This window comes from Marinomonas rhizomae, from assembly GCF_024397855.1.
GTDB classification, from domain to species: Bacteria; Pseudomonadota; Gammaproteobacteria; order Pseudomonadales; family Marinomonadaceae; genus Marinomonas; species Marinomonas rhizomae_A.
Map to the genome: position 1 here is coordinate 2,670,484 of NZ_CP073343.1, position 25,163 is coordinate 2,695,646.

At 42.2% G+C, this 25,163-nt stretch carries 21 protein-coding genes; 9 read left to right on the forward strand and 12 right to left on the reverse strand.

Translation table 11 applies throughout. The features are described 5' to 3' along the window. Positions 1 to 3: 3 nt before the first annotated feature. Complete coding sequence (locus KDW99_RS12710) at positions 4 to 1,341, reverse strand: Na(+)-translocating NADH-quinone reductase subunit A (RefSeq protein WP_255825254.1); 1,338 nt, start codon at positions 1,339 to 1,341, stop codon at positions 4 to 6. Between the two features lie 443 nt (positions 1,342 to 1,784). Between KDW99_RS12710 and folX the strand changes: the two genes are divergently transcribed. From folX to KDW99_RS12725, 3 genes are read left to right on the forward strand one after another with little or no spacing between them, the layout of a single operon-like run. After that, a complete protein-coding gene (gene folX, locus KDW99_RS12715; protein ID WP_255825255.1) occupies positions 1,785 to 2,153 on the forward strand; it encodes a dihydroneopterin triphosphate 2'-epimerase in 369 nt (122 codons plus the stop codon). Between the two features lie 7 nt (positions 2,154 to 2,160). Next, on the forward strand, positions 2,161 to 5,574 hold the full coding sequence (mfd, locus tag KDW99_RS12720; protein ID WP_255825256.1) for a transcription-repair coupling factor: 3,414 nt from the start codon (positions 2,161 to 2,163) through the stop codon (positions 5,572 to 5,574). Further along, entirely contained in the window at positions 5,571 to 6,377 is an 807-nt protein-coding gene (locus KDW99_RS12725; RefSeq protein WP_255825257.1) for a CsiV family protein, read from the forward strand. Before mfd ends, KDW99_RS12725 begins: the two co-directional genes overlap by 4 nt. Before the next feature lie 396 nt (positions 6,378 to 6,773). Here the strand turns inward: KDW99_RS12725 and sohB are convergent, their stop codons facing one another. After that, the gene (gene sohB, locus KDW99_RS12730) at positions 6,774 to 7,817 is read right to left on the reverse strand and encodes a protease SohB (protein ID WP_370646796.1); all 1,044 of its coding nucleotides are present in this window, start codon (positions 7,815 to 7,817) and stop codon (positions 6,774 to 6,776) included. A 247-nt stretch (positions 7,818 to 8,064) separates the two neighbouring features. On the opposite strand from sohB, the gene nhaB reads away from it, so the two are divergent. Next, entirely contained in the window at positions 8,065 to 9,567 is a 1,503-nt protein-coding gene (nhaB, locus tag KDW99_RS12735; protein ID WP_255825258.1) for a sodium/proton antiporter NhaB, read from the forward strand. Between the two features lie 89 nt (positions 9,568 to 9,656). On the opposite strand, the gene dnaQ is transcribed toward nhaB, so the two are convergent. From dnaQ to KDW99_RS12750, 3 genes are read right to left on the reverse strand one after another with little or no spacing between them, the layout of a single operon-like run. Next, positions 9,657 to 10,370, reverse strand: a complete 714-nt coding sequence (gene dnaQ / locus KDW99_RS12740) for a DNA polymerase III subunit epsilon (RefSeq protein WP_255825259.1) — start codon at positions 10,368 to 10,370, stop codon at positions 9,657 to 9,659. After that, on the reverse strand, positions 10,367 to 10,810 hold the full coding sequence (rnhA, locus tag KDW99_RS12745) for a ribonuclease HI (RefSeq protein ID WP_232617181.1): 444 nt from the start codon (positions 10,808 to 10,810) through the stop codon (positions 10,367 to 10,369). The genes dnaQ and rnhA overlap by 4 nt, the downstream gene beginning before the upstream one ends. Beyond that, positions 10,807 to 11,547, reverse strand: a complete 741-nt coding sequence (locus tag KDW99_RS12750; RefSeq protein ID WP_255825260.1) for a class I SAM-dependent methyltransferase — start codon at positions 11,545 to 11,547, stop codon at positions 10,807 to 10,809. The genes rnhA and KDW99_RS12750 overlap by 4 nt, the downstream gene beginning before the upstream one ends. 32 nt (positions 11,548 to 11,579) lie before the next feature. On the opposite strand from KDW99_RS12750, the gene gloB reads away from it, so the two are divergent. After that, a complete protein-coding gene (gloB, locus tag KDW99_RS12755) occupies positions 11,580 to 12,419 on the forward strand; it encodes a hydroxyacylglutathione hydrolase (protein WP_255825261.1) in 840 nt (279 codons plus the stop codon). A gap of 54 nt (positions 12,420 to 12,473) precedes the next feature. Next, complete coding sequence (locus tag KDW99_RS12760) at positions 12,474 to 14,132, forward strand: lytic transglycosylase (RefSeq protein ID WP_255825262.1); 1,659 nt, start codon at positions 12,474 to 12,476, stop codon at positions 14,130 to 14,132. A 95-nt stretch (positions 14,133 to 14,227) separates the two neighbouring features. On the opposite strand, the gene ppnP is transcribed toward KDW99_RS12760, so the two are convergent. The 4 genes from ppnP to KDW99_RS12780 all read right to left on the reverse strand — a co-directional run bounded on the left by ppnP (position 14,228) and on the right by KDW99_RS12780 (position 17,646). Beyond that, on the reverse strand, positions 14,228 to 14,518 hold the full coding sequence (gene ppnP, locus KDW99_RS12765) for a pyrimidine/purine nucleoside phosphorylase (RefSeq protein ID WP_255825263.1): 291 nt from the start codon (positions 14,516 to 14,518) through the stop codon (positions 14,228 to 14,230). A 55-nt stretch (positions 14,519 to 14,573) separates the two neighbouring features. Next, positions 14,574 to 15,485, reverse strand: coding sequence for a transcriptional regulator GcvA (gene gcvA, locus KDW99_RS12770; protein WP_370646902.1), 912 nt, complete (start codon positions 15,483 to 15,485; stop codon positions 14,574 to 14,576). Positions 15,486 to 15,665: 180 nt separating this feature from the next. Further along, on the reverse strand, positions 15,666 to 17,012 hold the full coding sequence (locus tag KDW99_RS12775) for a DEAD/DEAH box helicase (RefSeq protein WP_255825265.1): 1,347 nt from the start codon (positions 17,010 to 17,012) through the stop codon (positions 15,666 to 15,668). 88 nt (positions 17,013 to 17,100) lie between these two features. After that, positions 17,101 to 17,646 (reverse strand): DUF1285 domain-containing protein, encoded by a 546-nt coding sequence (locus KDW99_RS12780; RefSeq protein ID WP_255825266.1) that lies wholly within the window; start codon positions 17,644 to 17,646, stop codon positions 17,101 to 17,103. Positions 17,647 to 17,809: 163 nt separating this feature from the next. Here KDW99_RS12780 and KDW99_RS12785 point away from each other — a divergent pair, with 163 nt between their 5' ends. Continuing rightward, entirely contained in the window at positions 17,810 to 18,769 is a 960-nt protein-coding gene (locus KDW99_RS12785) for a hypothetical protein (protein WP_255825267.1), read from the forward strand. A gap of 18 nt (positions 18,770 to 18,787) precedes the next feature. Here KDW99_RS12785 and KDW99_RS12790 read toward each other — a convergent pair whose 3' ends face one another. Then, positions 18,788 to 19,798: a glycosyltransferase family 9 protein gene (locus KDW99_RS12790; protein ID WP_255825268.1), complete on the reverse strand. Its 1,011-nt coding sequence runs from the start codon at positions 19,796 to 19,798 to the stop codon at positions 18,788 to 18,790. A gap of 107 nt (positions 19,799 to 19,905) precedes the next feature. On the opposite strand from KDW99_RS12790, the gene KDW99_RS12795 reads away from it, so the two are divergent. Both KDW99_RS12795 and KDW99_RS12800 read left to right on the forward strand, forming a co-directional pair. Further along, positions 19,906 to 20,616 carry a 3-deoxy-D-manno-octulosonic acid kinase gene (locus KDW99_RS12795; protein WP_255825269.1) on the forward strand — a complete coding sequence of 237 codons (711 nt, stop codon included), beginning with the start codon at positions 19,906 to 19,908 and terminating at the stop codon, positions 20,614 to 20,616. After that, positions 20,609 to 21,535, forward strand: a complete 927-nt coding sequence (locus KDW99_RS12800; RefSeq protein WP_255825270.1) for a lysophospholipid acyltransferase family protein — start codon at positions 20,609 to 20,611, stop codon at positions 21,533 to 21,535. The genes KDW99_RS12795 and KDW99_RS12800 overlap by 8 nt, the downstream gene beginning before the upstream one ends. 61 nt (positions 21,536 to 21,596) lie before the next feature. Here the strand turns inward: KDW99_RS12800 and KDW99_RS12805 are convergent, their stop codons facing one another. Then, on the reverse strand, positions 21,597 to 22,583 hold the full coding sequence (locus KDW99_RS12805) for an LLM class flavin-dependent oxidoreductase (protein WP_370646797.1): 987 nt from the start codon (positions 22,581 to 22,583) through the stop codon (positions 21,597 to 21,599). Positions 22,584 to 22,702: 119 nt separating this feature from the next. After that, positions 22,703 to 25,051: a fatty acid cis/trans isomerase gene (locus KDW99_RS12810; RefSeq protein WP_255825273.1), complete on the reverse strand. Its 2,349-nt coding sequence runs from the start codon at positions 25,049 to 25,051 to the stop codon at positions 22,703 to 22,705. Between the last annotated feature and the right edge of the window lie 112 nt (positions 25,052 to 25,163).

Consider the following 25,163-nt stretch of genomic DNA (forward strand, 5'->3'; position numbering starts at 1 on the left):
GAATTAACCCTCTTTCTCTATTAGAGTTAGGCAATCCCGAAGGATCGGGCCATATTCGAACTTACCTGAGCAACTGTAAGTACACAAAGCCAAATCTTCTTCATCTAACTCAAGTGCACCAAGCTTTTGAGCCTGCTCTGTATCGTTCACAACTAACGCTCGTAGCAATTGCGTTGCTAGAATATCAAGTGGCATCACGCGCTCAAAGTTACCAAGAGGCAACATAGTACGATCACTACCATTTGTCGTCGTTGTCATATCAAAGGATTTTTTCCCCGTAAGCTTGGACAAGAACACATTCATAATAGAATGTTTTTCTACGCCCGCACGAAGATAATGCATCATTTGACGCTCACGACCTTCAAGCAATACAGTCACTTGAGTGTGGTAACGACCTAAGTAAGCAAAAGGTCCAAAAGCATTGCGACCAGAAAGAACAGAGCCAGAGATAACTCGGTTATCACCTTCACCCATTTCGCCAGCCAGCAAATTTTCTAAGCTTGCACCAACTTGAGTACGAACCAAACGAGGCTTTTTAACTTGTGGTCCGGCTAAAGCAATCACTCGCTCAACATCCAGCTCACCAGTTACAAACAATTTACCAATAGCAACAACATCTTGGTAATTAATAGACCAAACTGTTTTCTTATCACTAACTGGATCAAGGAAGTGGATATGCGTACCAGCAAGACCGGCAGGATGCACACCAGCAAATTCCTCAACCGTCACATCGGACGTTGTTGGGATTTTTGCGCCAGCTGCCTTACATAGAAAAACCTTACCTTCGGTTAAACGAGTCAACACAGTAAGGCCATCTGCAAATGCTTCCGCTTGATCAGCAAGCACAACTTCAGGAGAAGCAGCTAGCGGATTCGTATCTATAGCGGTAACAAAAATGGAGTTTGGCGCTGAAGCAATTTCAGGAACCTTAGAGAACGGGCGGGTACGGAATGATGTCCATAATCCAGAGTTAACCAGATTTTCCACAACCTTGCTACGTTCTAAAGATTTCAGTTCAGAGCCGGCATAAGACGCAAAGGTTTCAGACTCGTCGCCTTCAACGCTAATAACGAGAGACTGAAGAACACGTCGTTCACCACGATTAATCTCAATTACGGTTCCAGAAGCAGGAGCGGTATAATTAACACCTTCCGTTTTCTTATCCGTAAAAATAATTTGACCTTTCTTGACCTTGTCCCCTTCCTTGACAAGCATGGTGGGTTTCATTCCATGAAAGTCTGGACCGATCACAGCAACTGTCTTTGCAGCAGCAGCCGTCTCAATCACTTGATTGGGAGCACCTGAGATCGGTAGATCTAGGCCTTTTGTAATTTTATACATATGTTCTGCCCAACAATAAATTGAACACAAAAAGCGCAATGCGTCATGCTCATGCCCCCCTCCGGGAAAACATGCAAGAGCGAACAACTAATATTAAATTAATTGTAAAACGCAAACTCACTTCACCAAAAAACCGACGTATTATAAAGATCATTCCCTCCATTGACCAGCTCACGAGACCGTCTTTAAGCACCAACTTTTACTTAAAATCACTACAATGTCCTTATTGCGCATTTTATAACCACTAAAAAGCCACTTTTTTGTTGTTTAATTACATAATAGTGCACAATTTGTCATACGAACTTTATTCGAAAGAATTAAAATTAGAAAAAGCAATCCAAAAAGCGACATTGCTCCGTATTTTTAGTCTGTTGCCATACATGATTGAAAACGACACAATATCGCCCAATAAATGAATAGGCTTAAAACACGGAAGCATAACTATGATCAAACCAGAAGCTCAAATTCATATTAAGAATCTACGTCTGCGAACCTATATTGGATTCAATGAATCTGAAAAACAAAACAAGCAAGATGTGGTAATCAATGCCTGGATACACTATCCGGCCTCTCAAGCCTATGACACAGACAATGTTGAAAATGCGGTAAACTACCGGACAATTTGTAAAGAAATGATAGCTCACACTGAAAATAACCGCTTTCTATTGCTTGAAAAACTAACCGCAGACTTACTGGAGCTTTGCATGTCATCGAACCATGTAACCTTTGCAAAAGTCGAAGTTGCAAAACCTCACGCTTTACGTTTTGCAGACTCTGTATCTTTGACGCTATCCGCCACTAGAGAACAATAAGCCCAACATGTCAGAAACCGTATCAATCACCCTAAAACCCGGCTTCAAAAACTTAATTAGCGGCCTAGATGGCAGCCGAAAAGCATTACAACTGCTAGCAATAGCAGCTCAACATAAACAACCTATGCTTTTTATGGCCAACACGGTCGCCGAACTCAATGAGCTTGAAGATGAAATACAGTTTCTAAATCAAAACAAAAGAGAAATATTAAGATTTAGCGATTGGGAAACCTTACCATACGACGCCTTCTCGCCACACCAAGACATTATATCTCAGCGTTTAGAAACGCTGGCTAAGCTTACCGAAACGAAAAATCCGATTGTACTCACCACGGTTGCTTCCTGCATAACGCGTCTTTGCCCTAAACACCACCTTGATGCCCAGCGCTTTCATTTGGAAGAAGGACAAGAACTTCCTCTGGAGCAACTATCAAGAAAGCTAACTAACGCGGGCTACTTAAATGTAGAGAACGTCCACGAGCATGGTGAATACGCCATCCGCGGCGCCTTGATGGATGTTTATCCAATGGGTGCGGAAAACCCAATCAGGATAGATTGGTTCGACAATGAAATAGAATCGATTCGATGGTTTGATCCAGAGACACAGCGCAGCATTAGCAAGGTAGCTGAAATTAAAATGCTTCCAGCAAAAGAGTTCCCAACCACTTCACAGGGAATTCAGCAGTTTCGCCAAGCTTTTAGAGAGCGCTTTGAAGCCAACCCACTTTCAAGCCCGATATACCAAGATATCTCCAGTGGTATTATACCAGCAGGCATTGAATACTATTTACCTTTATTCTTTGAACAAACCGCTAGCGTATTTGACTACCTACCTGACAACACTCTGATCGTTCGCTCCGACAACTTCAACGATCAGTTTGCGAGTATTCAACTTGATTTCCGTAGCCGCCACGAATCCCTGAATTACAACATCGAGCGCCCTATTTTAAAGCCCGATGAACTGTGCCTACGCGAAGACGAACTTTTTGGACGACTTAATCAATACACGAACATTATTTTTTCAGTGACAGGTGATCATCCTGCATATAAAGCACTTGATACCGTTAAAATTGATTCAAAAGCAGCACAACCACTTGGAAAACTACAAGACTTTCTGGCAGGAACCTCAGCTAGAGTATTAATTGTCGCTGAGTCTGCAGGCCGCCGAGAGGCCTTGCTTGACCTGTTAAAAAAACACAACATTAAACCAAAGCAAGTTGACAGCTGGGAAGCATTCACTAAGTCGACAAAATCACTCGCCATTACCGAAGGCAATATTGGCCGCGGCTTCATCATTAATGAAGCGCTTGCGCTAATTCCTGAAAGTGAAATATTAGGCGAACGCGTTTCTCAACACCGTCGACGCAATAAACAAAACAACATCAGCGAAGATGCGATCATTCGCAACCTCACTGAGTTAAGATTAAATGCACCCGTTGTGCATATTGATCACGGGGTTGGCCGCTACCTTGGCCTTACTAATTTACAAATAGACGGACAAGAAACAGAGCTCCTCACGCTTGGCTACGCCAATGACGCCAAACTTTATGTACCCGTTTCGTCATTACAGCTCATTTCCAGATACACGGGCGCAGATGAAGATACCGCACCACTGCACAAGCTTGGCACTGACAAATGGAGTGTAGCGAAACAAAAAGCAGCTGAAAAAGCCCGCGACACAGCCGCGGAGTTACTGGAAATATACGCCAAACGTGAGGCTAGAGTCGGTTATGCATTTGCTAAGCCAGACGACCAATATGAGCTCTTCTCGGCAGGATTCCCGTTTGAAGAAACACCTGACCAGCAAATGGCAATCGATGCAGTGATGGCGGATATGTCCGCTAAGAAACCAATGGATCGCTTGGTCTGTGGTGACGTAGGCTTTGGTAAAACAGAAGTTGCTATGCGAGCCGCCTTCTTAGCTGTTCAAGATGGCAAGCAAGTGGCCGTTCTCGTTCCAACCACACTGCTTGCCCAACAGCACTATGAAAATTTTTGCGACCGTTTTGCCGACTGGCCTGTAGAGATCGAACTATTGTCGAGATTTCGTTCAGGCAAACAATCCAACACTTCTATTGATCGACTAGAATCAGGCAAAGCAGACATAGTCGTTGGCACACATAAACTCATCCAAAGTGACATCAAGTTTGCTAATCTAGGCCTAGTCATTATCGATGAGGAACACCGTTTTGGGGTCAAGCAAAAAGAGCAATTCAAAGCTCTGCGAGCAGAAGTAGACATACTCACACTAACCGCCACCCCAATTCCTCGAACGCTAAACATGTCTTTGTCTGGCATTCGTGATTTATCCATTATTGCGACACCACCAGCCAAACGTTTATCCGTAAAAACATTTGTAAAACAAAAAGACGAACATCAAATAAAAGAAGCGATTTTGCGCGAACTTCATCGTGGCGGGCAAGTTTATTACTTACACAATGAAGTACAAACCATCCAAAAAGCCGCAGAAGAATTGGAAGAGTTAATTCCAGAAGCTCGTGTTATTGTGGGTCACGGACAGATGCGTGAAAGAGAACTGGAACAAGTCATGTCAGACTTCTACCACAAAAGAGCCAACGTGCTCGTTTGTTCTACCATTATAGAAACAGGTATCGATATACCGAACGCCAACACTATTATCATTGAACGAGCAGATAAGTTTGGCTTGGCACAACTGCATCAATTACGTGGTCGAGTTGGCCGCTCGCACCATCAAGCCTATGCCTACTTATTAACACCAAATGACCGTAAAGTAACTGGCGATGCAGAAAAACGCCTAGAAGCCATTACACTTGCTGATACTCTCGGCGCAGGATTTACCTTAGCCACTCACGATTTAGAGATTCGCGGCACAGGCGAATTATTGGGTGATGGTCAAAGTGGTCATATTGAACATGTTGGCTTCTCTCTATTTATGGACATGTTAGACCGAGCGGTTAAATCCCTCAAAAATGGTGAGTCTCCAGACATAGATATCACATCTCCAGCACAAACTGATGTGAACTTACGAGTTCCCGCACTTATTCCGGAAGATTATTTAGGTGATGTACATTCACGATTGATTCTGTATAAGCGCATTGCCAGTGCAAAAAGCAGTGATGAATTAAAAGACCTTCAAGTGGAAATGATTGACCGCTTTGGGCTGCTGCCTGACGCAACGAAAAATCTATTTAGGCAAACGGAATTAAAGCTTAAAGCGGAAAGTCTTGGCATTAATAAGATTGAAGCCAATGCCAAAGAAGGTAAAATCTTCTTTAATAGTAAAACACCTGTCGACCCAATGAAGTTGATTAGACTTATTCAAACGAAACCCGACATCTACAAGCTGGTTGGCTCTGATACTTTGAAATTCTTAGCCCCAATGAACAGCGCAGAAGAGCGTTTCCAACAAACGACAATGACTTTGGAATTATTACATTGAAATCGCTAATTATTATCTTCTTATCCCTGACGTTACTTAGCACTCGTCTTTTTGCTGAAGACGAACAAATCAACCCGGATACAGCCAGAGCTTATGAAGGCTATTTGGTGACATTCCAATGGCCTGAAGCCCTCACAACGGAACACGTTGACTACAAAAATGTACTGTCTACAGAAAATCTTCTTCGCCTTACGGCAGAAGAGGAAAAAGCAAACGATCCAGACAACAACATCAACCAATCAACTCCTTTTGGCAATATGGAACAAAGGCTGGGTACACATGTCACCATTTTAGCCAATCGAAAATGGACTCTCATATTCAAACACCCAGGCGATACCATTAAAAAATCTTTCCATAGCACTCAAGAGAAAGATGGCTACCCAGAACTTACTGCGAACATTGCCATCACCTTGGGGCGCTATTTAGAATCAGACATCCAATACAAATATTATTTGTTTGATAGCTTTACTCAACCAGAAACAACACCAGAACAAGACAACCAAAACTCGAATCAAGCAGGAACAAGCCTGTTTTTTTCTCAGTCTGAAACTGAGCAAAAAGCAAAGCCTGAATTCAAAGAGTTCGAACCGGCATTGGTATTAACACTGAACCAAAGCAATAAAACTGCTAGCAAAAAAGTAAACTACCTAGATCATCCAACGATTGGTACGTTAATATATTTTGAGCCAATAGAGCTAGAAGACGCCATTGAAAAAATTGCCGAACAATCAGTCACGCCCGAAACCGGAAGCAGCCTGACCTATGACTCCCTTCAAAGTACAAATGAACTAACGAACAAATAACAAGACAACAAGTAAGACAACACAAAAAAAGAGTGGCATGCCTCGCATACCACTCTTTTTTTACCGCATTTTTTTTTAGCTACGCTCTTTTATAAAACCAACTTCAAGTTATTGGTTAAGGAAGGTGCGAACAAGTCCTCTTGTCTCAGCATGTGGATAAAAGCCTGTCATTCGAGGCGAGTAGCGAATGTGAATAGTTGTTCTATTTTCGAGGTGCTCAACAAAGAATACAGGCTTTTAGGCCATGCCCTGCGGGTCTTTCAGAGCTTACTATTAAAAATAACAGGCCACATGTCGTTGCGACTCTTTGAAAGGTACCTACATTCCTTCAGAGTCGCGCCTTATTTGACGATTTCTCTGAAAGACTGAGGCTTAGTAGACTTATTCGCACCTTCCTTAATACCCTCGAGATTGGGTGATTTTCCCAATCCACAACACGGCTTTTTGCTCCAGAGCAGAAAAGAAAGACAAACCTAAACGTTCCGCCATTCCCTTTGGCTGCTTATAAGTCACTTGTATCACTTCAGCGCTTTCATAATGAGAAACCAAATACGCATCACTGGTCATTACTAGGTCAATCAGTTTATTGTCTATTGCCTCTGAACCATACCAAGTATCACCTGTTGCAATGTCTTCAATATCCAACTGTGGACGCTGGCTCGAAACAAATCGTTTAAACAAACCGTGAGTATCTTCTAGGTCTTGTTTAAATTTTTCTCGGCCCTCATCCGTATTTTCACCCAACATAGTTAAAGTACGCTTATACTTACCCGCCGTGTGAAGTTCCACATCAATCAAGCTCCTATCAAGCAATCTATGCACATTCGGAACTTGCGCAACGACACCAATAGAACCAAGAATCGCAAACGGTGCTGCAATAATTTTATCAGCCACACAAGCCATCATATAACCGCCACTGGCTGCTACTTTATCAACACAAATCGTTAACGGAATACTGGCCTCTCGGATGCGCTGCAACTGAGATGCTGCTAAACCATAACCATGCACAACACCACCACCACTCTCTAAACGAACCACCACCTCATCCTGAGGTTTAGCCACACTTAAAATTGCGGTAATTTCTTCACGCATGGTTTCAACTGCTGACGCCTTTATATCACCATCAAAATCCAAGACGTAAAGACGCTTCTTTGCGACTTCCTCTGCCTCTTTCGGTGCTTTTTTTAACGCCTTCTTTTCCAGTTTTTCTTTTTTCTTTTTTTCTTTTGCTATGTTTTTAAGATCTTTTTTATCCAATAGCTGATGATCCAACTCAGCCTTCATGGCATCATAACTTTCATTCAACTTAGTAACGGACAAACTACCTGGTTGCGATTTACGCTTCCCACTAGATAAAACAGCCAAAAGAAAACCTATCACCAAAGCAACACTGACCAATCTCAATAAAAAACCGGCGTAATCAGTTAAAAATTCCAACATCTCTTCCTCTAAATAATCATAACTTCTTGAGATAGTGGGGCTATTTTTATAAATAGCAATATCTATAAGTCATTAATCACTATAGATACTGTTTCTTATTTGACTTATTATCTGCACACTTTGAAAAAGCCTCTTCAAAATAATAACTACAAGAAAGCTAACAAGATTCTTCTGAACCACTGAAAACATAGAGAAATCTTGTTAATTTTTTTGCACATTTCAGTGCCTTTTTATGAAGGAGCAACTAATGAAAACCTCTCTGTCACAATCGTTTGGAAGAAATTTCCTCGGCGCCTCGCCACTTTGGTACAAACAAATAATCTTAGCCTTTTTGATTATCAATCCTATTGTTTTCGTTACTTTAGGTCCATTTATCGCGGGCTGGCTGTTAATTATTGAGTTCATTTTTACCTTAGCAATGGCACTAAAATGCTACCCACTTCAACCGGGAGGCCTACTTGCTATTGAGGCTGTAGCGCTTGGCCTCACAACACCCGAGGGCGTTTACACAGAGGTCTCACACAACCTTGAAGTAATATTGCTGCTAATGTTCATGGTAGCTGGTATCTACTTCATGAAAGACATGCTGTTATTTATCTTCAATAAGCTCCTAGTTAAAGTAAAATCTAAAATCGTTATTTCGTTAATTTTTAGTTTTTCTGCTGCGTTGCTCTCTGCCTTTTTGGACGCTCTAACCGTGACAGCCGTTCTGATCAGTGTCGGTGTAGGGTTTTATTCGGTTTACCACAAAGCCGCTTCAGGACAAAGCTCAAATAAAAACCACGACCATGGTAAAGATGACTCTATTCTGCCAGTGAACACTGAAGACCTGAATGAATTCCGCTCTTTCTTACGAGACTTGTTAATGCACGGTGCGGTTGGTACAGCACTCGGCGGTGTCGCAACGTTAGTAGGCGAACCACAAAACTTACTGATTGCTAAAGTGGCGGGGTGGAATTTTGGCGAATTCTTCCTTTATGTGGCTCCTGTTTCAATACCTGTTTTAATTTGCGGTTTGTTAACCGTTGTGGTGTTAGAGAAAACCGCATGGTTTGACTACGGAGCACAATTGCCAGACACAGTCCGAGACATCCTTAATAACTTTGAAAAAGAAGAAAGCCAAAAACACACAAACAAAATCAGAGCCCAACTTATTGTGCAAGGCATCGTTGCTATTATCCTAGTATTTGCACTTGCTTTCCATGTTGCGGAAGTTGGATTAGTGGGCTTAATGGTTATCGTGTTATTGACATCATTTAATGGCATTATTGAAGAACACCGTATTGGCCATGCCTTTGAAGAGTCCCTACCTTTTACCGCTTTGTTGGTAGTATTTTTCACCGTTGTTTCCGTCATACATTCTCAACACCTGTTTCAACCAGTGATTGATGTTGTTTTACAAATGCCAACTGAGCGCCAACCTATAATGCTATTTATTGCTAATGGTTTGCTTTCAGCAATCAGCGACAATGTTTTTGTGGCGACGGTTTATATCAATGAGATTAAAGCCGCTTTGGACGCTGGAACCATCACTCGCGAACACTTTGATAAACTCGCTGTTGCCGTCAACACTGGCACCAACCTTCCTAGCGTAGCAACACCGAATGGACAAGCCGCATTCTTATTCTTGTTAACCTCTGCAATCGCACCTTTATTGCGATTGTCTTACGGCAAGATGGTTTGGATGGCATTACCTTACACAGTGGTACTTAGCGTTGTTGGTGGACTTTGTGTCACCTACTTTCTGTAGCGTACAACCCTAAATGCAAAAAAATGCCCTCTTCAAGGAGGGCATTTTTGATTATTACTCTATAAGTTTGTTGTATTTGTAATACAGAACTAATGATTAATCCGCCACAAAGACTGACCTGATTTTTTATCTATCAAATCCAAGCGCTCTTCATGGACTTTTAACTCCTCTTCACTCGCTCTAATCACTTTCAACGCAGGACGATTTTGAGAAAGCCGGCGAATTTCTTCAACGTCACCTTCTTCTTTAGAGTCTGAATCAGAATTATTCGCTAAGCCAAGACTCGTCTGCCCACCTGTCATCAATAGGTAAACGTCAGCAAGAATCTCTGAATCCAAAAGTGCGCCGTGCAACTCACGATGCGAGTTATCAATACCGTAACGTCTACACAAAATATCTAGGTTATTTTTCTGCCCCGGATGCTTCTTACGGGCATAAACCAGACTATCAAACACGCCACAAACTTCTGCTGTTTTTGGATAACCACCAATCCGAGCAAATTCATGATCCATAAAGCCAATATCAAACGGCGCGTTATGAATGATAAGCTCTGCACCCTTTATAAAATCAAAAAATTCTTGAGCGATTTCATGGAAACGCGGTTTATCAGCTAGAAACTCGTTACTAATACCGTGGACTCGAAAAGCCTCTTCTTCCACTTCTCTATCGGGATTAATGTAAACATGAAAATGTCGCTTAGTCAGTTTGCGACCAATCATCTCCACACAACCGATTTCGATAATACGATGACCCTGCTTGGGATCAATACCGGTTGTTTCCGTATCGAGTACTACCTGCCTCATGATGCCGCCCTTAGTTCATCAATACCTTTGTTCGCCAATTGGTCTGCAATTTCATTGCCTTCTATCCCTGCATGGCCTTTCACCCACTTCCAAGTGACTTCATGATGCTGACACTGTTCATCTAACGCTTGCCATAGATCTTTGTTTTTAACTGGCTGCTTAGAAGCTGTCATCCAGCCTTTTCGCTTCCAACCCGCTAACCATTCCGTAATCCCCTTCTGTACATAAGAGGAATCGGTATAAAGTGTCACTGAGCATTTTTCTTTTAATGCACGTAGGCCCTCTATTGCGCCCATAAGCTCCATCCGATTGTTGGTGGTATCGTGCTCGCCACCACAAAGGTGTTTTTCGTGCTCGCCAAAAGTAAGCCAAGCTCCCCAACCACCGATGCCAGGATTCCCCTTACAAGCACCATCCGTATACATTATTACCTTTTTCACTCTTTCATCTCTTTTGCTGTTGGTTTTGTTAATGGCGGCACTCTAACACGAGCCCCGGACCAACGAGGTTTTAATGGAATATGACGTCTTACTTGTTTGGTTGCCGTCATCACATACACACCACTAAAAGGCAGTTTGAGAGGTTTCAGCATTCGATCAATCCAAGCAAAACGCGACCGCCACTTACTAGACTTAAGCGGTGGTTCATAATAAAAAAAACGCTTTGAGTCTAATGTCAAACCCGCCACTTTAAGCCAATCTTCCAAGCGTTGATGAGCAATAAAATGCCCACACCAAGGCGCTTTAACCTTCTTGGAAAACAAACGCCTACAACCCCATAATCCCCAAGGGTTAAAACCAACAATAATGAGTTTACCACTTGGCAACAGGGTTCTTGCTGCCTCTCTGAGGTCATCATGTGGCGTGGCAGAAATATCTAATGTGTGATGAAAAACATGCACATCAACACCATCCGCTTCAAAAGGCAATTCACTTGCTCTGGCCACAATCGTATTACTAGGCGCACCAAATTCTAAAGCAGGGGCAATTAATATACTTTCGCGCACACGATGGCTTTTTAAAGAAAAATCTCTAAGAGGAGACTGACTCACTAAATAGTAACCTACCGCAGAATCAAGTTCAGAGGCTATCTCGCTCAACTCTAATTGCAACAGGCTATCGCCTAGGTTACTTTTGTACCAATTTTGAAAAAATTGTCTTGATTGATCATCCAACATACAATGAATTCTCTATTTAAAACGGTATGACTGTGTCTTTTGTTATTTTTCTTGGCGCGTCATATGAAACACAACGACCTTTTAAAAGTAGACACGTTATGACTATCTTTCCGCTTCCCGCCTTTAATGACAATTATATCTGGATAATCCAAGATAAAGATAGTTCAGACATTTGGGCTGTTGACCCAGGTAAAGCAGATGTTGTTTTAAACTACTGTCATGAATATCAAAAGACCTTAGCAGGCATTTTAATCACTCACCACCATAAAGATCACATCGGCGGTGTAGCAGAGCTCAAACAACATTCAAACTGCCCTGTATATGGACCTAAACACCTTACAGACTTAGTCACTCATGCTGTTGATGAAAATGATCAAGTCCAAGTTTTTTCAAAAATATTCACTGTCATTGCAACACCTGGGCACACTCTTGATCACTTATGTTATTTTTCTGATCAACAAAACCCCATATTATTCTGTGGTGACACCTTATTTAAGGGTGGTTGCGGTCGAATAATGGAAGGCACACCCGAGCAAATGCTGACAGCGATGAACAAGATTTCAAGCCTACCTGATGATACGCTAATTTATGGCACACACGAATACACACTAGCCAACTACCGCTTTGCCCTTTCGGTGGAGCCAGATAACGAAGAACTGATGGTAAGCAACCAAGTTAGCCAGCAACTCCGCCAGGAAAACAAGCCGACACTACCAACCAAACTCAGTTTAGAGAAAAAAACTAATCCTTTTTTAAGAAGCCATATTGAGACTGTAAAAACTCAATCTGCACAACAACTTAACGAAAAACCAGCGCCAAATTCTGTCGCCGCTTTTAGCCAAGTGAGACGCGCTAAAGATAGTTTTAGTTGACCTCTATAGCCACACCTTTAAAATGGCGAAACTTTATCCAACTTTGTGACCTTCATGATATATAAATTTTTATGGGTTTGCCTGGCAAGCCTAGCGCTAAGCGCATGCCAAACCGCCTCTAAAATAGAGCGACAAAACACCTCAAGTGATTTGCTAGAATCTTCAGCAGAAGTAGATGCTGATGCTGATACTGTCGAAGCAGACACAGAACAACTTGGTTTTATCGATACCGTCCCTCCAGTTGACTCAACTGTTGAGGAAGAAGACGTTAAAGCAGAACCTGTCATTGCAAACAGCAAACCAAGAGCGCCAGAAGATATTTGGCAACGCATCCGTGAAGGATACCAGCTCAACCTAGATATAGATCGCCCTCGTTTATCATCCCAGTTACGTTGGTTTAGCTCTCATCCTTCTTACTTAGACAGAGTATCAAAGCGCGGTGAGCGCTATTTGTATTACATTGTCGATGAGCTAGAGAAAGCAGGCATTCCAACTGAAATTGCTTTATTGCCTATCGTCGAAAGTGGCTTTGATCCTTTTGGTTATAGCCATGGCCGCGCCTCAGGCCCTTGGCAATTCATTCCCTCTACAGGGCAAATGTATGGGTTAGACCAAACATGGTGGTATGACGGTCGCCGTGACATTATTGGTTCAACTCAAGCCGCTATCGCCTATTTAACTCGACTGCACAAAATGTTCGATGGTGACTGGTTACATGCTTTAGCATCCTATAATTCAGGTGAAGGTACGGTATTAAGAGCTATTAGAAAAAACAAGAAAGCAGGCAAGCCAACTGATTTTTGGTCACTAGACCTACCTAGAGAAACACGTGCGTACGTGCCAAAATTGATCGCTCTAGCAAAAATCATTAAAAATCCAGAAAAATACAATTACTCGACTTACTTCATTCCTAACAAACCGTATTTTGATGTCGTAAATATCGGCGGGCAACTCGATTTAGCCCAAGCAGCCGAAATGGCAGACGTAAGCATCGATGAAGTCTATTTACTAAACCCTGGTTTTAACCAATGGGCCACATCTCCAGATGGACCACACAGATTACTAATGCCTGTGTCTAAAGCAAAACAATTTAGAACTAAGCTGGCTGAAATACCGAGTAAAGAACGAGTTACTTGGGTGCGTTACACAGTAAAAGCGGGCGATAACTTACTTCTCGTTGCCAAACAGCACAACACCACCGTCAATGTGTTGCAGAACGTGAATAAAATATCCTCGACCATGATCCGTGTTGGGCAAGAACTAATGATTCCTGTCGCTGGCAATGACATTGAAAGCTATACGCTAAGCTCTCATCAGCGATTATTGGCTAAACAATCTCGCGCACCAAATCGCAATCGCATAAAAATAAACTACACCGTGAATTCTGGCGATAGTCTATGGTTAATCTCAAACAAATATGGCACAGACAGCAAAACATTGGCTCGCTGGAATAATATGGGACTTGCAGACCCGCTCATTCCTGGCAAGAAGCTCGTTGTGTGGTTAAAGCCTAAACAATCAGAGAACAGCACTCGTAGTGTAATGAAGAAGGTGGTCTACACTATTCGCTCTGGTGAGTCATTAGCTCTTGTCGCTAACAAATTTAAAGTATCAGTCAATGATATTCGTGATTGGAACCCGAAGGTTAGTAGTAAGAAATATGTCCAACCTGGCGATAAAGTCACTTTACTCGTCAATGTCGTTGGTGGGTAAAACAAGTCTATCCGATTAGGTTCGAACCAACAAAAAAGGGCTGAAATTCAGCCCTTTTTTTATAACTCTCACGTTGCAATTTTACTATTGCACTATCACTCGTAACGACAAAGATAAGCGGTTATTTCAGCCACCTTCACTTGGAAAGTCTGATTCGCTTCAACAATAAAGGTTTCACCTTTAGCAAAGGTTTTCCACTCATTTTCTGAAGGCAACAAAACATTCAAAGCACCAGACACAACCGTCATATACTCTCGCTGGCTCGTACCAAATTCGTACTCACCTACGGCCATAACACCTACTGTTGATGTTCCTTCTGCATTATTCAATGCAATAGACTTTACTTGATCATTAAAATAGCTATTTACCGTTAACGCTGTGCTCATATACAAGTTCTCATTTACGTTTTTAAAATGCATGTTTAGCAACCTAAAAATACAATTATGTATTTTTATTGCCAACCATTTCTTCAATTATCCATTCTTTGAAAGCCGACATAGCCGATGTCACAGAACGTCGCTTTTCATAAACCAAATAAAAAGACCGGTTAGTAATTAAATGCTGATTAAATAACACTTTTAGTGTTCCAGCTTCTATCTCTGGCATAATTAATTCTGGATCAGTTAACGAAATACCCAAACCTTGAGCCGCCGCCCCCGCAGTAAGCGAGCCACTCGAAAACATCAAGCCGCGACGAAATAATTTAGGATCAAGGTCATGCTGCTGCAGCCAATCATGCCATTCATCTTTTCGTTTAGTAACATGCAATAATGGGTAGAAACGCATATCTTCCGGCTTATCTATAGGCTGCTCTGGTTTAATCAAGCGAGGATTACAGACAGGCGCAAGTCGTGCTGGACGCAAATAATGGGCCTCAACATCATCCCAATCACCGCTACCAAAATACACCGCCATATCTATATCGTTGGCAGAGAAATCAATTAAACCTGTAGAGGAGCTAATTTCAATCTGAATATCAGGATAACGTTCCTGAAAACGCTCCATTCTTGGCATCAACCAACGAGTTAGAAAAGCGGGTGCCACAGCCAAACGAAGCGATCCAGATTTTTGCTTGCTTTTCAGCTCCGAAGTAGCATTTTCTAACTGCTCAAAAATGCTTTTAATTGGCTTTAGGTAAGATTCCCCAGCTTCCGTTAAGATCACTTTACGCTTAGTACGGCGGAACAATTCAAGGCCTAGAAAACTTTCTAGGCCTTTGATTTGATGGCTAATCGCAGAAGGTGTTACAGACAATTCCTTGGCTGCTTTATTGAAACTGCCATGACGAGCAGCAGATTCAAAACACTTTAATGAATTTAATGGGGGTAAACGATTAATAAGCTCATCTCCAATAGATAAGAAAGTAAATGAAGGTACATTCCTTCTGAGTCAAAATTCATCTAACAATGTTTCAGAAATAATGGAATTTAAAAGACCAAATTGCACCTTACTTAATCAATATCGTGAATATAGCTCATCTGTCAATTAATAAAATCTAACTCATTGGATAAATTAACAAAAAACTAACGAATACTACTCATCTTCATCACCAACATTATCTGGCGCAGCAAAACGCTTAGGCGGCAATTTGAATGCATCAAAACCATCTTGCTGATTATCATGGAAACGCGCTTTACCTGCTGGCTTCTTATTCGTCTTCTTAGGCGCTTTTGTCGGCGCTTTTGCACTGCCCTTTTTGGTTTCTTGACGAATGGGCTTAGGCGGCTGCAACCCCTTAAACTTAGGCTCTAGCCCTTCAATAGATTCTGTCGCAAAGGTCTTTTGCAAAAAAGCCTCTACTGCTTTGAAACTCACCCAGTCTTTCGGTCCAACCAAGGAATAAGCATCGCCCTTAAAACCTGCGCGCCCAGTACGACCCGTTCTATGAACGAATTCTTCTGCTTGTTTTGGTAGATCAAAGTTAAAAACATGAGATACGCTAGCAATATCCAAACCTCGAGAAGCCACATCCGTACTTACTAGTACATCAAACTGCCCTTTCGCGAAGCTTTCCATGGTTTTATTACGAGCACTTTGAGATAAATTGCCATTCAAAGCCTGGGTACTTAACCCCCAACCAGCGATAATCTCAGACAAACGTACGGTATCATTCTTGGTTGCAGTAAAGACAATGGCTTGTTTGATGGTTTGTCCCACTAATAAGTGCTTTAGCAAGGCTTCCTTATGGTCTAGATGATCGCAAAGTAAAACGTGTTGAGAAATATCTGTGTGTTCATCGTAACCTTGGCCGATAGCAATACGGGAAGGCTCTCGTAAAAGCTCACCCGCAATCTCACTTACTTCAGTATTATCTAGTGTCGCGGAAAAAAATAAAGTTTGACGCTGGCGATGACTGGCTGCGGCGTTAATCGCTCGCATGGCATCAGCAAAGCCTAAATCTAACATGCGGTCGGCTTCATCTAAAATTAACAGCTCAAGACCTTCTAAAAACACGTGGCGCTGTTTTAAGTGATCAACCAAACGACCCGGCGTTGCCACAATAAAATGTGGGTCTTTTTGCAAAGACTTGTGCTGATCATTAAAATTCTCGCCGCCTTGAATCAGGATAGACGTAAAACGACTAGCCGCCAATAAAAGGCGCAGCTGACCAAATACCTGCTTTGCCAATTCACGAGTCGGCACCAATACAACCACACGCGGATCACGTTTAGACAAGGCTTTTTTCTTGTAGACTCGATGCAACGCAGGCAAAAGATAGGCAAGCGTTTTTCCCGAACCTGTTTTTGACGACGCCAATAAATCACGGCCAGCCATCGCTTCAGGGATAGCACGAGACTGAATTTCAGTTGCCTCATCAAACCCCAAATGACTAATGGACTTTAAAATGCGATTATCAAAACCAAATTCTTCGAATAACAAACAAACACCCCTTTCAAAACTAAATACACTACGCAGCCAAAGCGCTACGTTTAATTCGCACATTATAACCTAGACAGGCTCAAATTCGTTATGCATCTTGCATTAAAAGATAGCTTTTACCCGCACTTATTATGCCCATACCACTACCTTTAGAAGTCTCGACATGCTCAAGACTTTCAGCAATACCATAAAACACATTTCGCCCTACTAATGCCTTCATACCGTAGCGCATTGAGACATAGGGACGCTCTTCGTTTTTAAACACCCCCATCCAAAGATCACAATCGACACCAAGCACAAGAACATCATCGGTTTGCGTAGTGAACTCTAGCGCTCGACCCTGTTCGGTATTTATCCACTTCCAAACAGTAACAAGAAAAGGCGCATCCTCTACTTGAATTCGCACCTTTTCTACCGGTGTTACCAAAAAATGCTCACCCTTTTCATACCACAATATTCGACTAAACATCGTCACCATGGCAGAACGTTTAATCTTACCGCCGTCATGAAACCACTCCCCATTCGCTTTAATCACCATATCTATGTCACCACAAAAAGGTGGTTTCCAATTATGCACAGGAGGCAAAGCAGAAGACGTTGTTTCAGAAAGCCCTTTTAGCTCTATGTTTGACATAACCTTTCTCACTATAAGATTAGCTCAACTCACTTCGTCATCAATATTATTCAACTTAAAGACAAAGCCTTGAATTCATTTCACTGTTAGAATAACCCCAACAAACAAACATCACGAGATGCAGAACAACATTATCTGTCTCGTTTAATTAGAGTGTGACATTATGAAATCTGAATTAGCAACAAAGTTTCAAGATCCCAGCAGAGGCGTTTACTTCATTGGAACAACACCACCAAAGTCCTCTCTTGAAGAAGAGCAACTACAACAAATCAGTCAAAAGCTACTTGATCGCCTTGATAATATCGACGTTGATGGTTTGATCGTATATGACATTCAAGACGAAACCAGCCGCATTGACAAGCCTCGCCCATTTCCTTTCATGGAAACTCACGACCCACGAGCATGGTCAAAACGCCTACACCAACAATCAGGCAAGCCTGTCATTACTTACAAATCCGTCTCATCCCGTAGCTCAGAAGAGTTTTCCGGGTGGCTAACAGAAGCATGGGAGCAATATGGCATTCGTGATCTAGTATTAGTTGGATCACCTTCTTCAAGTGGCGATATAAAACTGCCCTTACCGCAAGCTTATGAAACACTAGAAAAATCACCTCATAACTTTAATCTTGGTGGTGTCACCATTGCTGAGCGCCATGCCAAAAAAGGGGACGAACATTTACGTCTTTTGAAGAAGTCTGAATCAGGTTGCGAATTTTTTATATCGCAGGCCGTTTACAATCACCAAGCAACCGCAGACCTAATCAGCCGCTACGCGAGAACCTGTAAAGAAAAAGGTGAAACGCCTAAGCGGATCATTTTAACTTTCACCCCATGTGGAAGCGCAAAAACGCTTGAATTCATGGAGTGGTTGGGAATTTCAGTACCAGAGGCAACGAAACATCGCATATTGGATGCATCAGCGCCATTAGAAGAATCCATTAAAATTTGCCGAAATGCGTTAGAACAAATCATTGAGACAGCGTTACCACTTGGCATTCCACTTGGTTTGAATATCGAAAGCTTAACCAATCGAAAAGAAGAAATTGATGCCTCTATCCAGCTCTACAAGCTACTAAAGGCAACACTAGATCTTAAACTTGCAGAGCAGTCTCTGTCTAAATAGTAGCGGTCAATAAATTTACTAAATAAGCGTATCCAACACAGTCAAAACTTGCTCAATTCGAATGTGCTGCATGGCCTTAGGGTCATGCACACGAGTTGACCAAGGTAATTCAGCAACAGGCTTTTGATACTCTTTAACGACCAATTCTTCATACACACTCTGAACTTTATCTAGGTCACAATATGGACCTGTTCTGCGCGGATTAGAATGGGCATACAAACCAAGAACTGGCGTACCAACCAAGGTTGCCATGTGAGCTGGACCCGTATCAGGACTAACAACCAATGACGCCCCTTTCAAAACAGCCAACATTACATTGAGTTGTGTTTTACCCACCAAATTAATAACCCGATCAGCATAACTAGAAACAATTTGTTCGGCAAACGCCACTTCTGCGACTGAAGGGCCACCAGTGATAACAGGGCGAAGACCTTTTGCTAATAATCGCTCAATTACAGCCTGATAACCCTCAATGGTCCAATTGCGATCTTCCTTAGAGGCCGACGGATTAATCACCACATAATGATCCGGTAAGCCTAGGTCTAATTCTGGCAAAATTAACTCGCAAGGCAATGTTGGTTCAGAAACACCCAATACACTGGCAATGGATAAAAAAGAATCGAGAACATGTTCACCTTTAGGTTCAGGTGCATATTCATTAACAAACCAATGTTGCTTTTCACGAGAGTGAGATAAAGCAAAGCCAATACGTCTTTTGGCCTTTATCATTCGAGAAACCACACTCGCTCTAAAGGACCACTGCAAATGCAGCAATACATCAAAAGTTTGATCGCTTAATAACGCACGCAACGCCAACAACCCAGAAAATCCACTTTTCTTATCGTATACAACGACTCGAACACCATCCAGTAAACGCACTAAGTTCGCCTCTAATGGAGAAGTCACCCAAGTTACCTGAATGGATGGATTGCGTTTTATAATTGACTGCACAACTGCCATGGCATGACATACATCACCCAGTGCCGACAATCGAATAACGGCCAAATGTTGAATATTCTCTTGTTGCATGTCTTCCTCTAGTGCTGCTTAAACTTGGCAAGTATTATAGAATAGACACTCTTGAATGTGTCCAAGTTTATAGACATTACAAAGAACATCTTATTAAAGCGAGCAGCATGCCACAAACCATCAAAATATCCCCTAACACAACACTGTTAAAAAGCGATCCAGCTTTACCACTATCAACAACGTGGTTCGACCCAGAGTTCTGGCAGTCACAACAAGCATTGACTGGCACAGGAAATGGCCGAGGTGCAGTCTGGTTTATCAATAGCCAATTTGGGAAGTTTGTCATTCGTCGCTATCGTCGAGGCGGACTGATAGCAAAATTTAATAAGAGTCGGTTCCTGTTTACAGGATTAGCAAATACACGCCCTTGGCTGGAGCTAAGCCTATTAGAAACAATGAATAAACTATCCTTGCCTGTCCCTAGACCAATTGGCGGCATTTTTACTGTGAAATATGGTTTCTACAAAGCAGAGCTATTGACCGAAACCATCACAAACGCAGAGGATCTTTTCGACATTATCAAAAACAATCGGTCCGATAAAATTGGCTGGAACGAAATAGGTAAAGTCATTAAACACTTTCATAACAATGGCATTTATCACTCAGACTTAAATTGCCACAACATTATGATAGATGAACAAGACAAAGTTTGGGTCATTGACTTCGACAAATGCGAGCAAAGAGAACCCAACAAAGAGTGGAAACAGTCTAATATTGACCGCCTTAAACGCTCAATCGACAAAGAATCCAATCAACATTCAAATTTTCATGTATCTGAAGAGCTTTGGCAGGCTTTTTTGGAGGGTTACCATGGCTAAACAAAGCACTTTAGACAAAAGCATTCTCAATTTTATAGGACCAAAACACTGGCTAAGCTGGCTGTTTATGGGGGGGGCTTATGTATTAAGCTTTTTACCTTGGTCACTACAACAAGGGTTAGGAAAATTTCTTGGTCGCATACTTCATGCCACAGCCAAAAGACGTCGCCATATATGCGATGTCAATTTGAAAATTTGTTACCCAGAGATGAACATTACCGAACGTAAAAAGCTAACCAAAGCACACTTTGAAAGCATGGGAAAAGGCACCATTGAAACCTTTACCTCATGGTTTCAATGCCAAAAAAAGTTTCAGTCTCGATTCACCTTTGAAGGACAAGATGTAATAGATCGAGTGCTAGCCAAAGGACGAGGCTGCATATTGATCAGCGGACATTTTTCGCCTTTGGATATTTGCGGCAGTCAAATGCCTCGCTTTATGGATGTTCATCCTATCTACAAGCTACAAAAAAACCCTGTTATGAACTGGGTAATGGAGCGTCAACGGCAAGCTATTTTCTCTAAAACCATTGAACGCACTAACATGCGAGAAGTATTAAAATCCCTAAAGCAGAACAAAGCAGTGTGGTATGCAGTAGACCAAGACTATGGTAGAAAAAATTCGGTCTTCGCACCATTTTATGGACACCAATGCGCAACGATCGCTCATATTGGACGTATAGCAAATATGACCAATGCTCCGGTGGTTTTATATGACTATGGAAGAACAGACGATGGCTATCATTTGAGCTTAACCGAAATAGAGAACTACCCTAGTAAAGACGATGTGGAAAACGCAACGAGAATAAATGAATTGATGGAAGCGATTATAGAGCCGAAAAAAGAGCAATATTTTTGGGCACATAGACGCTTTAAAACACAAGAAATTCCTGGCACGCCCTCTCCCTACGACCTGTAAGATAAAAGCCACTGAAAGATAGACTTTCAGTGGCTTTTATTTTTTATGCAACAACAAAAAACTATTGAAGACTATCGCGAACTTCCGCCATTAAACGCAAAGATTTCAATCGAGCTTCCGAATCATGCACAGGCATTGATACAATCAATTCATCTACCTTTGTCGCATCAATAAAGCTCTCAAGCTGAAAAGCGACAGACTCTTTTGAACCGACAATAGCGTATTGCAACATGTGTTCGACCATATGCTTCTCGCTAGGCGACCAGATCCTATCCATACTCTCCACTGGTTTAGCAAAAGGAAGATTTCGGCTACGACGTAAATTCACAAACTGCTGTTGAGCAGAGGTAAATAAATATTTTGCCTCCTCATCTGTATCCGCAACGACCGCCATAACGCCCGCCATGGTATGCGGTTTAGCAAGCTGTTCAGAAGCTTTAAAGTTGCGACGATAAACGGTTAGCGCTTGAATCAACTGATCAGGTGCAAAATGTGATGCGAAAGAATATGGCAAGCCAAATTCAGCCGCGACCTGAGAGCTATACAAGCTAGAACCCAACATCCATAAGGGTACGTGTGTATTATGACCTGGAACAGCCATAACCCCTTGCCCGCCATCACCTAGCAACCTCTGCAACTCCAAGACATCATCTGGATAACTGTCCACAGAGGCATCCATATTTCGTCGCAGCGCTCTTGCGGTTTGCATATCCGTACCCGGTGCACGCCCCAAGCCTAAGTCAATACGACCAGGATAGAGCTCAGCCAAGGTACCAAATTGCTCCGCAATCACTAAAGGAGAATGGTTTGGCAGCATAACACCACCAGAACCAATGCGAATTTTTGATGTGGCAGCACCAAGGTGAGACAGCACAACAGAGGTCGCAGAACTTGCCACACCCGCCATGCCATGATGCTCAGCCAACCAAAAACGCTCGTAATTGTGCTCTTCTGCAGCAATAGCCATGCGTCGGCTCATTGCCAATGAATCTGAAACTGATCGACCTTCCGCAATAGGCGCTAGATCAAGTATTGAAAGAGGAACCATAGTATTCATCCGATAAAGCTAATATACCCTCTATTTAAGACCTACCAGCCCCAGTTACAAGGACTCAATCATGCACTAAATGCAGAAGTGCCAATTCTGCCTTTTATAGAGCGATTGACTTATCTATTTTCCAAACGATTATAGTCTAAGATCCCACTTTCTCTTGGACGATCTAGTTTATTCAGATTACTGATTGCGTCACTGACAAACCAAAAATCAGGATGAGTCCTACGGATACCAAAGGCATCTATAAGAGCAGAGTAATCGGCTTCTGTCTTAAGGTTTCCAACTTGCTCCGCCCAATCGATAAGTTCACTTTCTTCGACTTGCATCAACACGTTAGGATAATCCCCTAAAACACCTTTCACCAAGGTCACACCATCTTCACTAGGAAGTCGTGCAGCTTCTTCATCCAATAAACTCGAAATATTCGCATGCGCTTTATTATGAATGAGACTGAGAACTTCCAGTGGTACACCCTGCTGAGTCACCAATATAGTGGCCACATTAGGTAAATGAACCAGTCCAGCACCGCGGATAGACTGCAGCTTGTATAAGGCCTTAAGTTGATTCGCGGTCAGCTTGCTTTGCTCCAGGTCATAACCATGGTCTAACACTGGCGCCAATTCACTTCGAAGTTTTTCATACAACTCAGATTGGTGGTCACTGGTCTTGTAATCGATCTGGGTTTGACGATTTACTTTTATATAATCACTGAAAATATAATTTTTAATCGTTTCATTCGCATCTCGATACCAATATTTTCGGATTGATTCACGGTCATCCTTGGGAAGTAAAAGCAAAAAGTTCATCTCCCCCTCCATTCTCAGGAAGTCCATATACAAACGAGTTACTAGTTGATGACCAACATTACCGTATACATCAAAACCCGCCACCAGCAAATAATGGATACGCTCTAACAATGGATAATCAATAACCCAAGCGGTTTTAGGGTACTGACCTACCATACCTTTTACCACAGAGGCATTATCAAAGTGACGAAATACCGTTAAAGCGGCATTTTCATTATTGCCATCACCATCCCAGATTAGACTTAAATCCAGAGGTATCTTACTACCTACTTCGCCCTCAATTAGCTTGGCTTTTGCAGATAGGTAGGACTTTTGCTGCTCCGAAAAAGTCACCCACGATGTCGGGGATAACGTGTTACTAGATCCAATAGCAGGCAAATCTAAATTCTGAACGGTATCTTCTAAATAATCAGCAGATCCTTTGTTATATACGACTTCTGGGTCAATAAAATACACCCAAAACTGCTCATTAATCACATTCACCGCAACTTGACCACGACACACAGGCCCCTTAATAAAGGACATTATGGTCTTTTGAGAATGATCCAATAAAAAACGGTAACGCCCATGAGCAGGTATTTCACGGAATGCTTTAAACGGGTTTGTCGCCACCTCAGGTGCATAACCGGGATCTCTAGTGACTTCGTAATCTTCAGTATAAAAATAAGACTGCCACCTAGCGTATCTCGCTTCATCCAACTGCATAGGAATATGATTTTTTTGAACCTTTACCTCAGGATCAGTCCAAAGGCGGTAGTAAACATGATCAACTCCCGGCGCATCATAAGGACGACGCGTCGCAATACGATCAATAGGTGCACCTGGTGGGGTTTTAGAACGCACTAACTGAAAGCGAAACTCTTCCCCATCATCTAAGTACAAACTGTATAAATAAAGGTGCTCGTATATATAACGAGAAACTAACTGCTCTTTAAGAGTGTCGCCATTTAATCGAGACTCCCACAAAGCGACTTTCTTCTGCAGATTCTCTGGTATAGGCTTAGCAGGTGGCATTTTGCCACCTTTTGCCAACCAACGAGTTAGAACATCATACTCTCCTGAACTAAGCGCAGGCAGCCCATATGGCATACCCCAGTCTGGATAGTCCTCTTCAAATTGCTGATACCCTTCAATACTGACGCACTGTTGATCTCTAGCCAGCGAAAAATCATAGCTATCGGGCAAAATAGGCTGTGTAAATTCACCCTGCTTTTTACGCAGCGCAATCGCTCTGTACAATAAGCTACCTTGTAAATTAGCGGATGGCGATTGCTCTCGCTCATTTAAAACAGGATGGAAACCTTTCGACCTCCATTCATCTGTACTTTTAGCGTCGATAAACAAGCGTGTTGGTGAAGCCGCCAATAAACGGGTACCATCATAAACGAGGTCTTTTGAACCGCCTCGCTCAATCCCTGCAGGAGCCGTGAACTTTAATTGGCAAGGTGCGTCATAACAGGCGTGACAAGAAACACAGCGACTGTCTAAAATAGGCTTCACTTGCTCATTGTAAAATGCCCTGTCTTCTTCGTTAACTTTAGCGATACGATTTTCAGGGTTTTGTGCCCCAAACATGTTATCGAATTGATGTGTTGCATAAGCCGCACAGCCGGAAATGAGCAAAAGCGAACAAAGAAGGGTTAGCCACCGAGACATAAAAAGATTCCTCATTTTCCATTTCATTTTATTCGCGAAGTACTCTACCCTTGCGATTGCAAAAGATCACTGCCTGCCAGCTCAATAAAGTATTCTAGCCCTTTATAAAGCG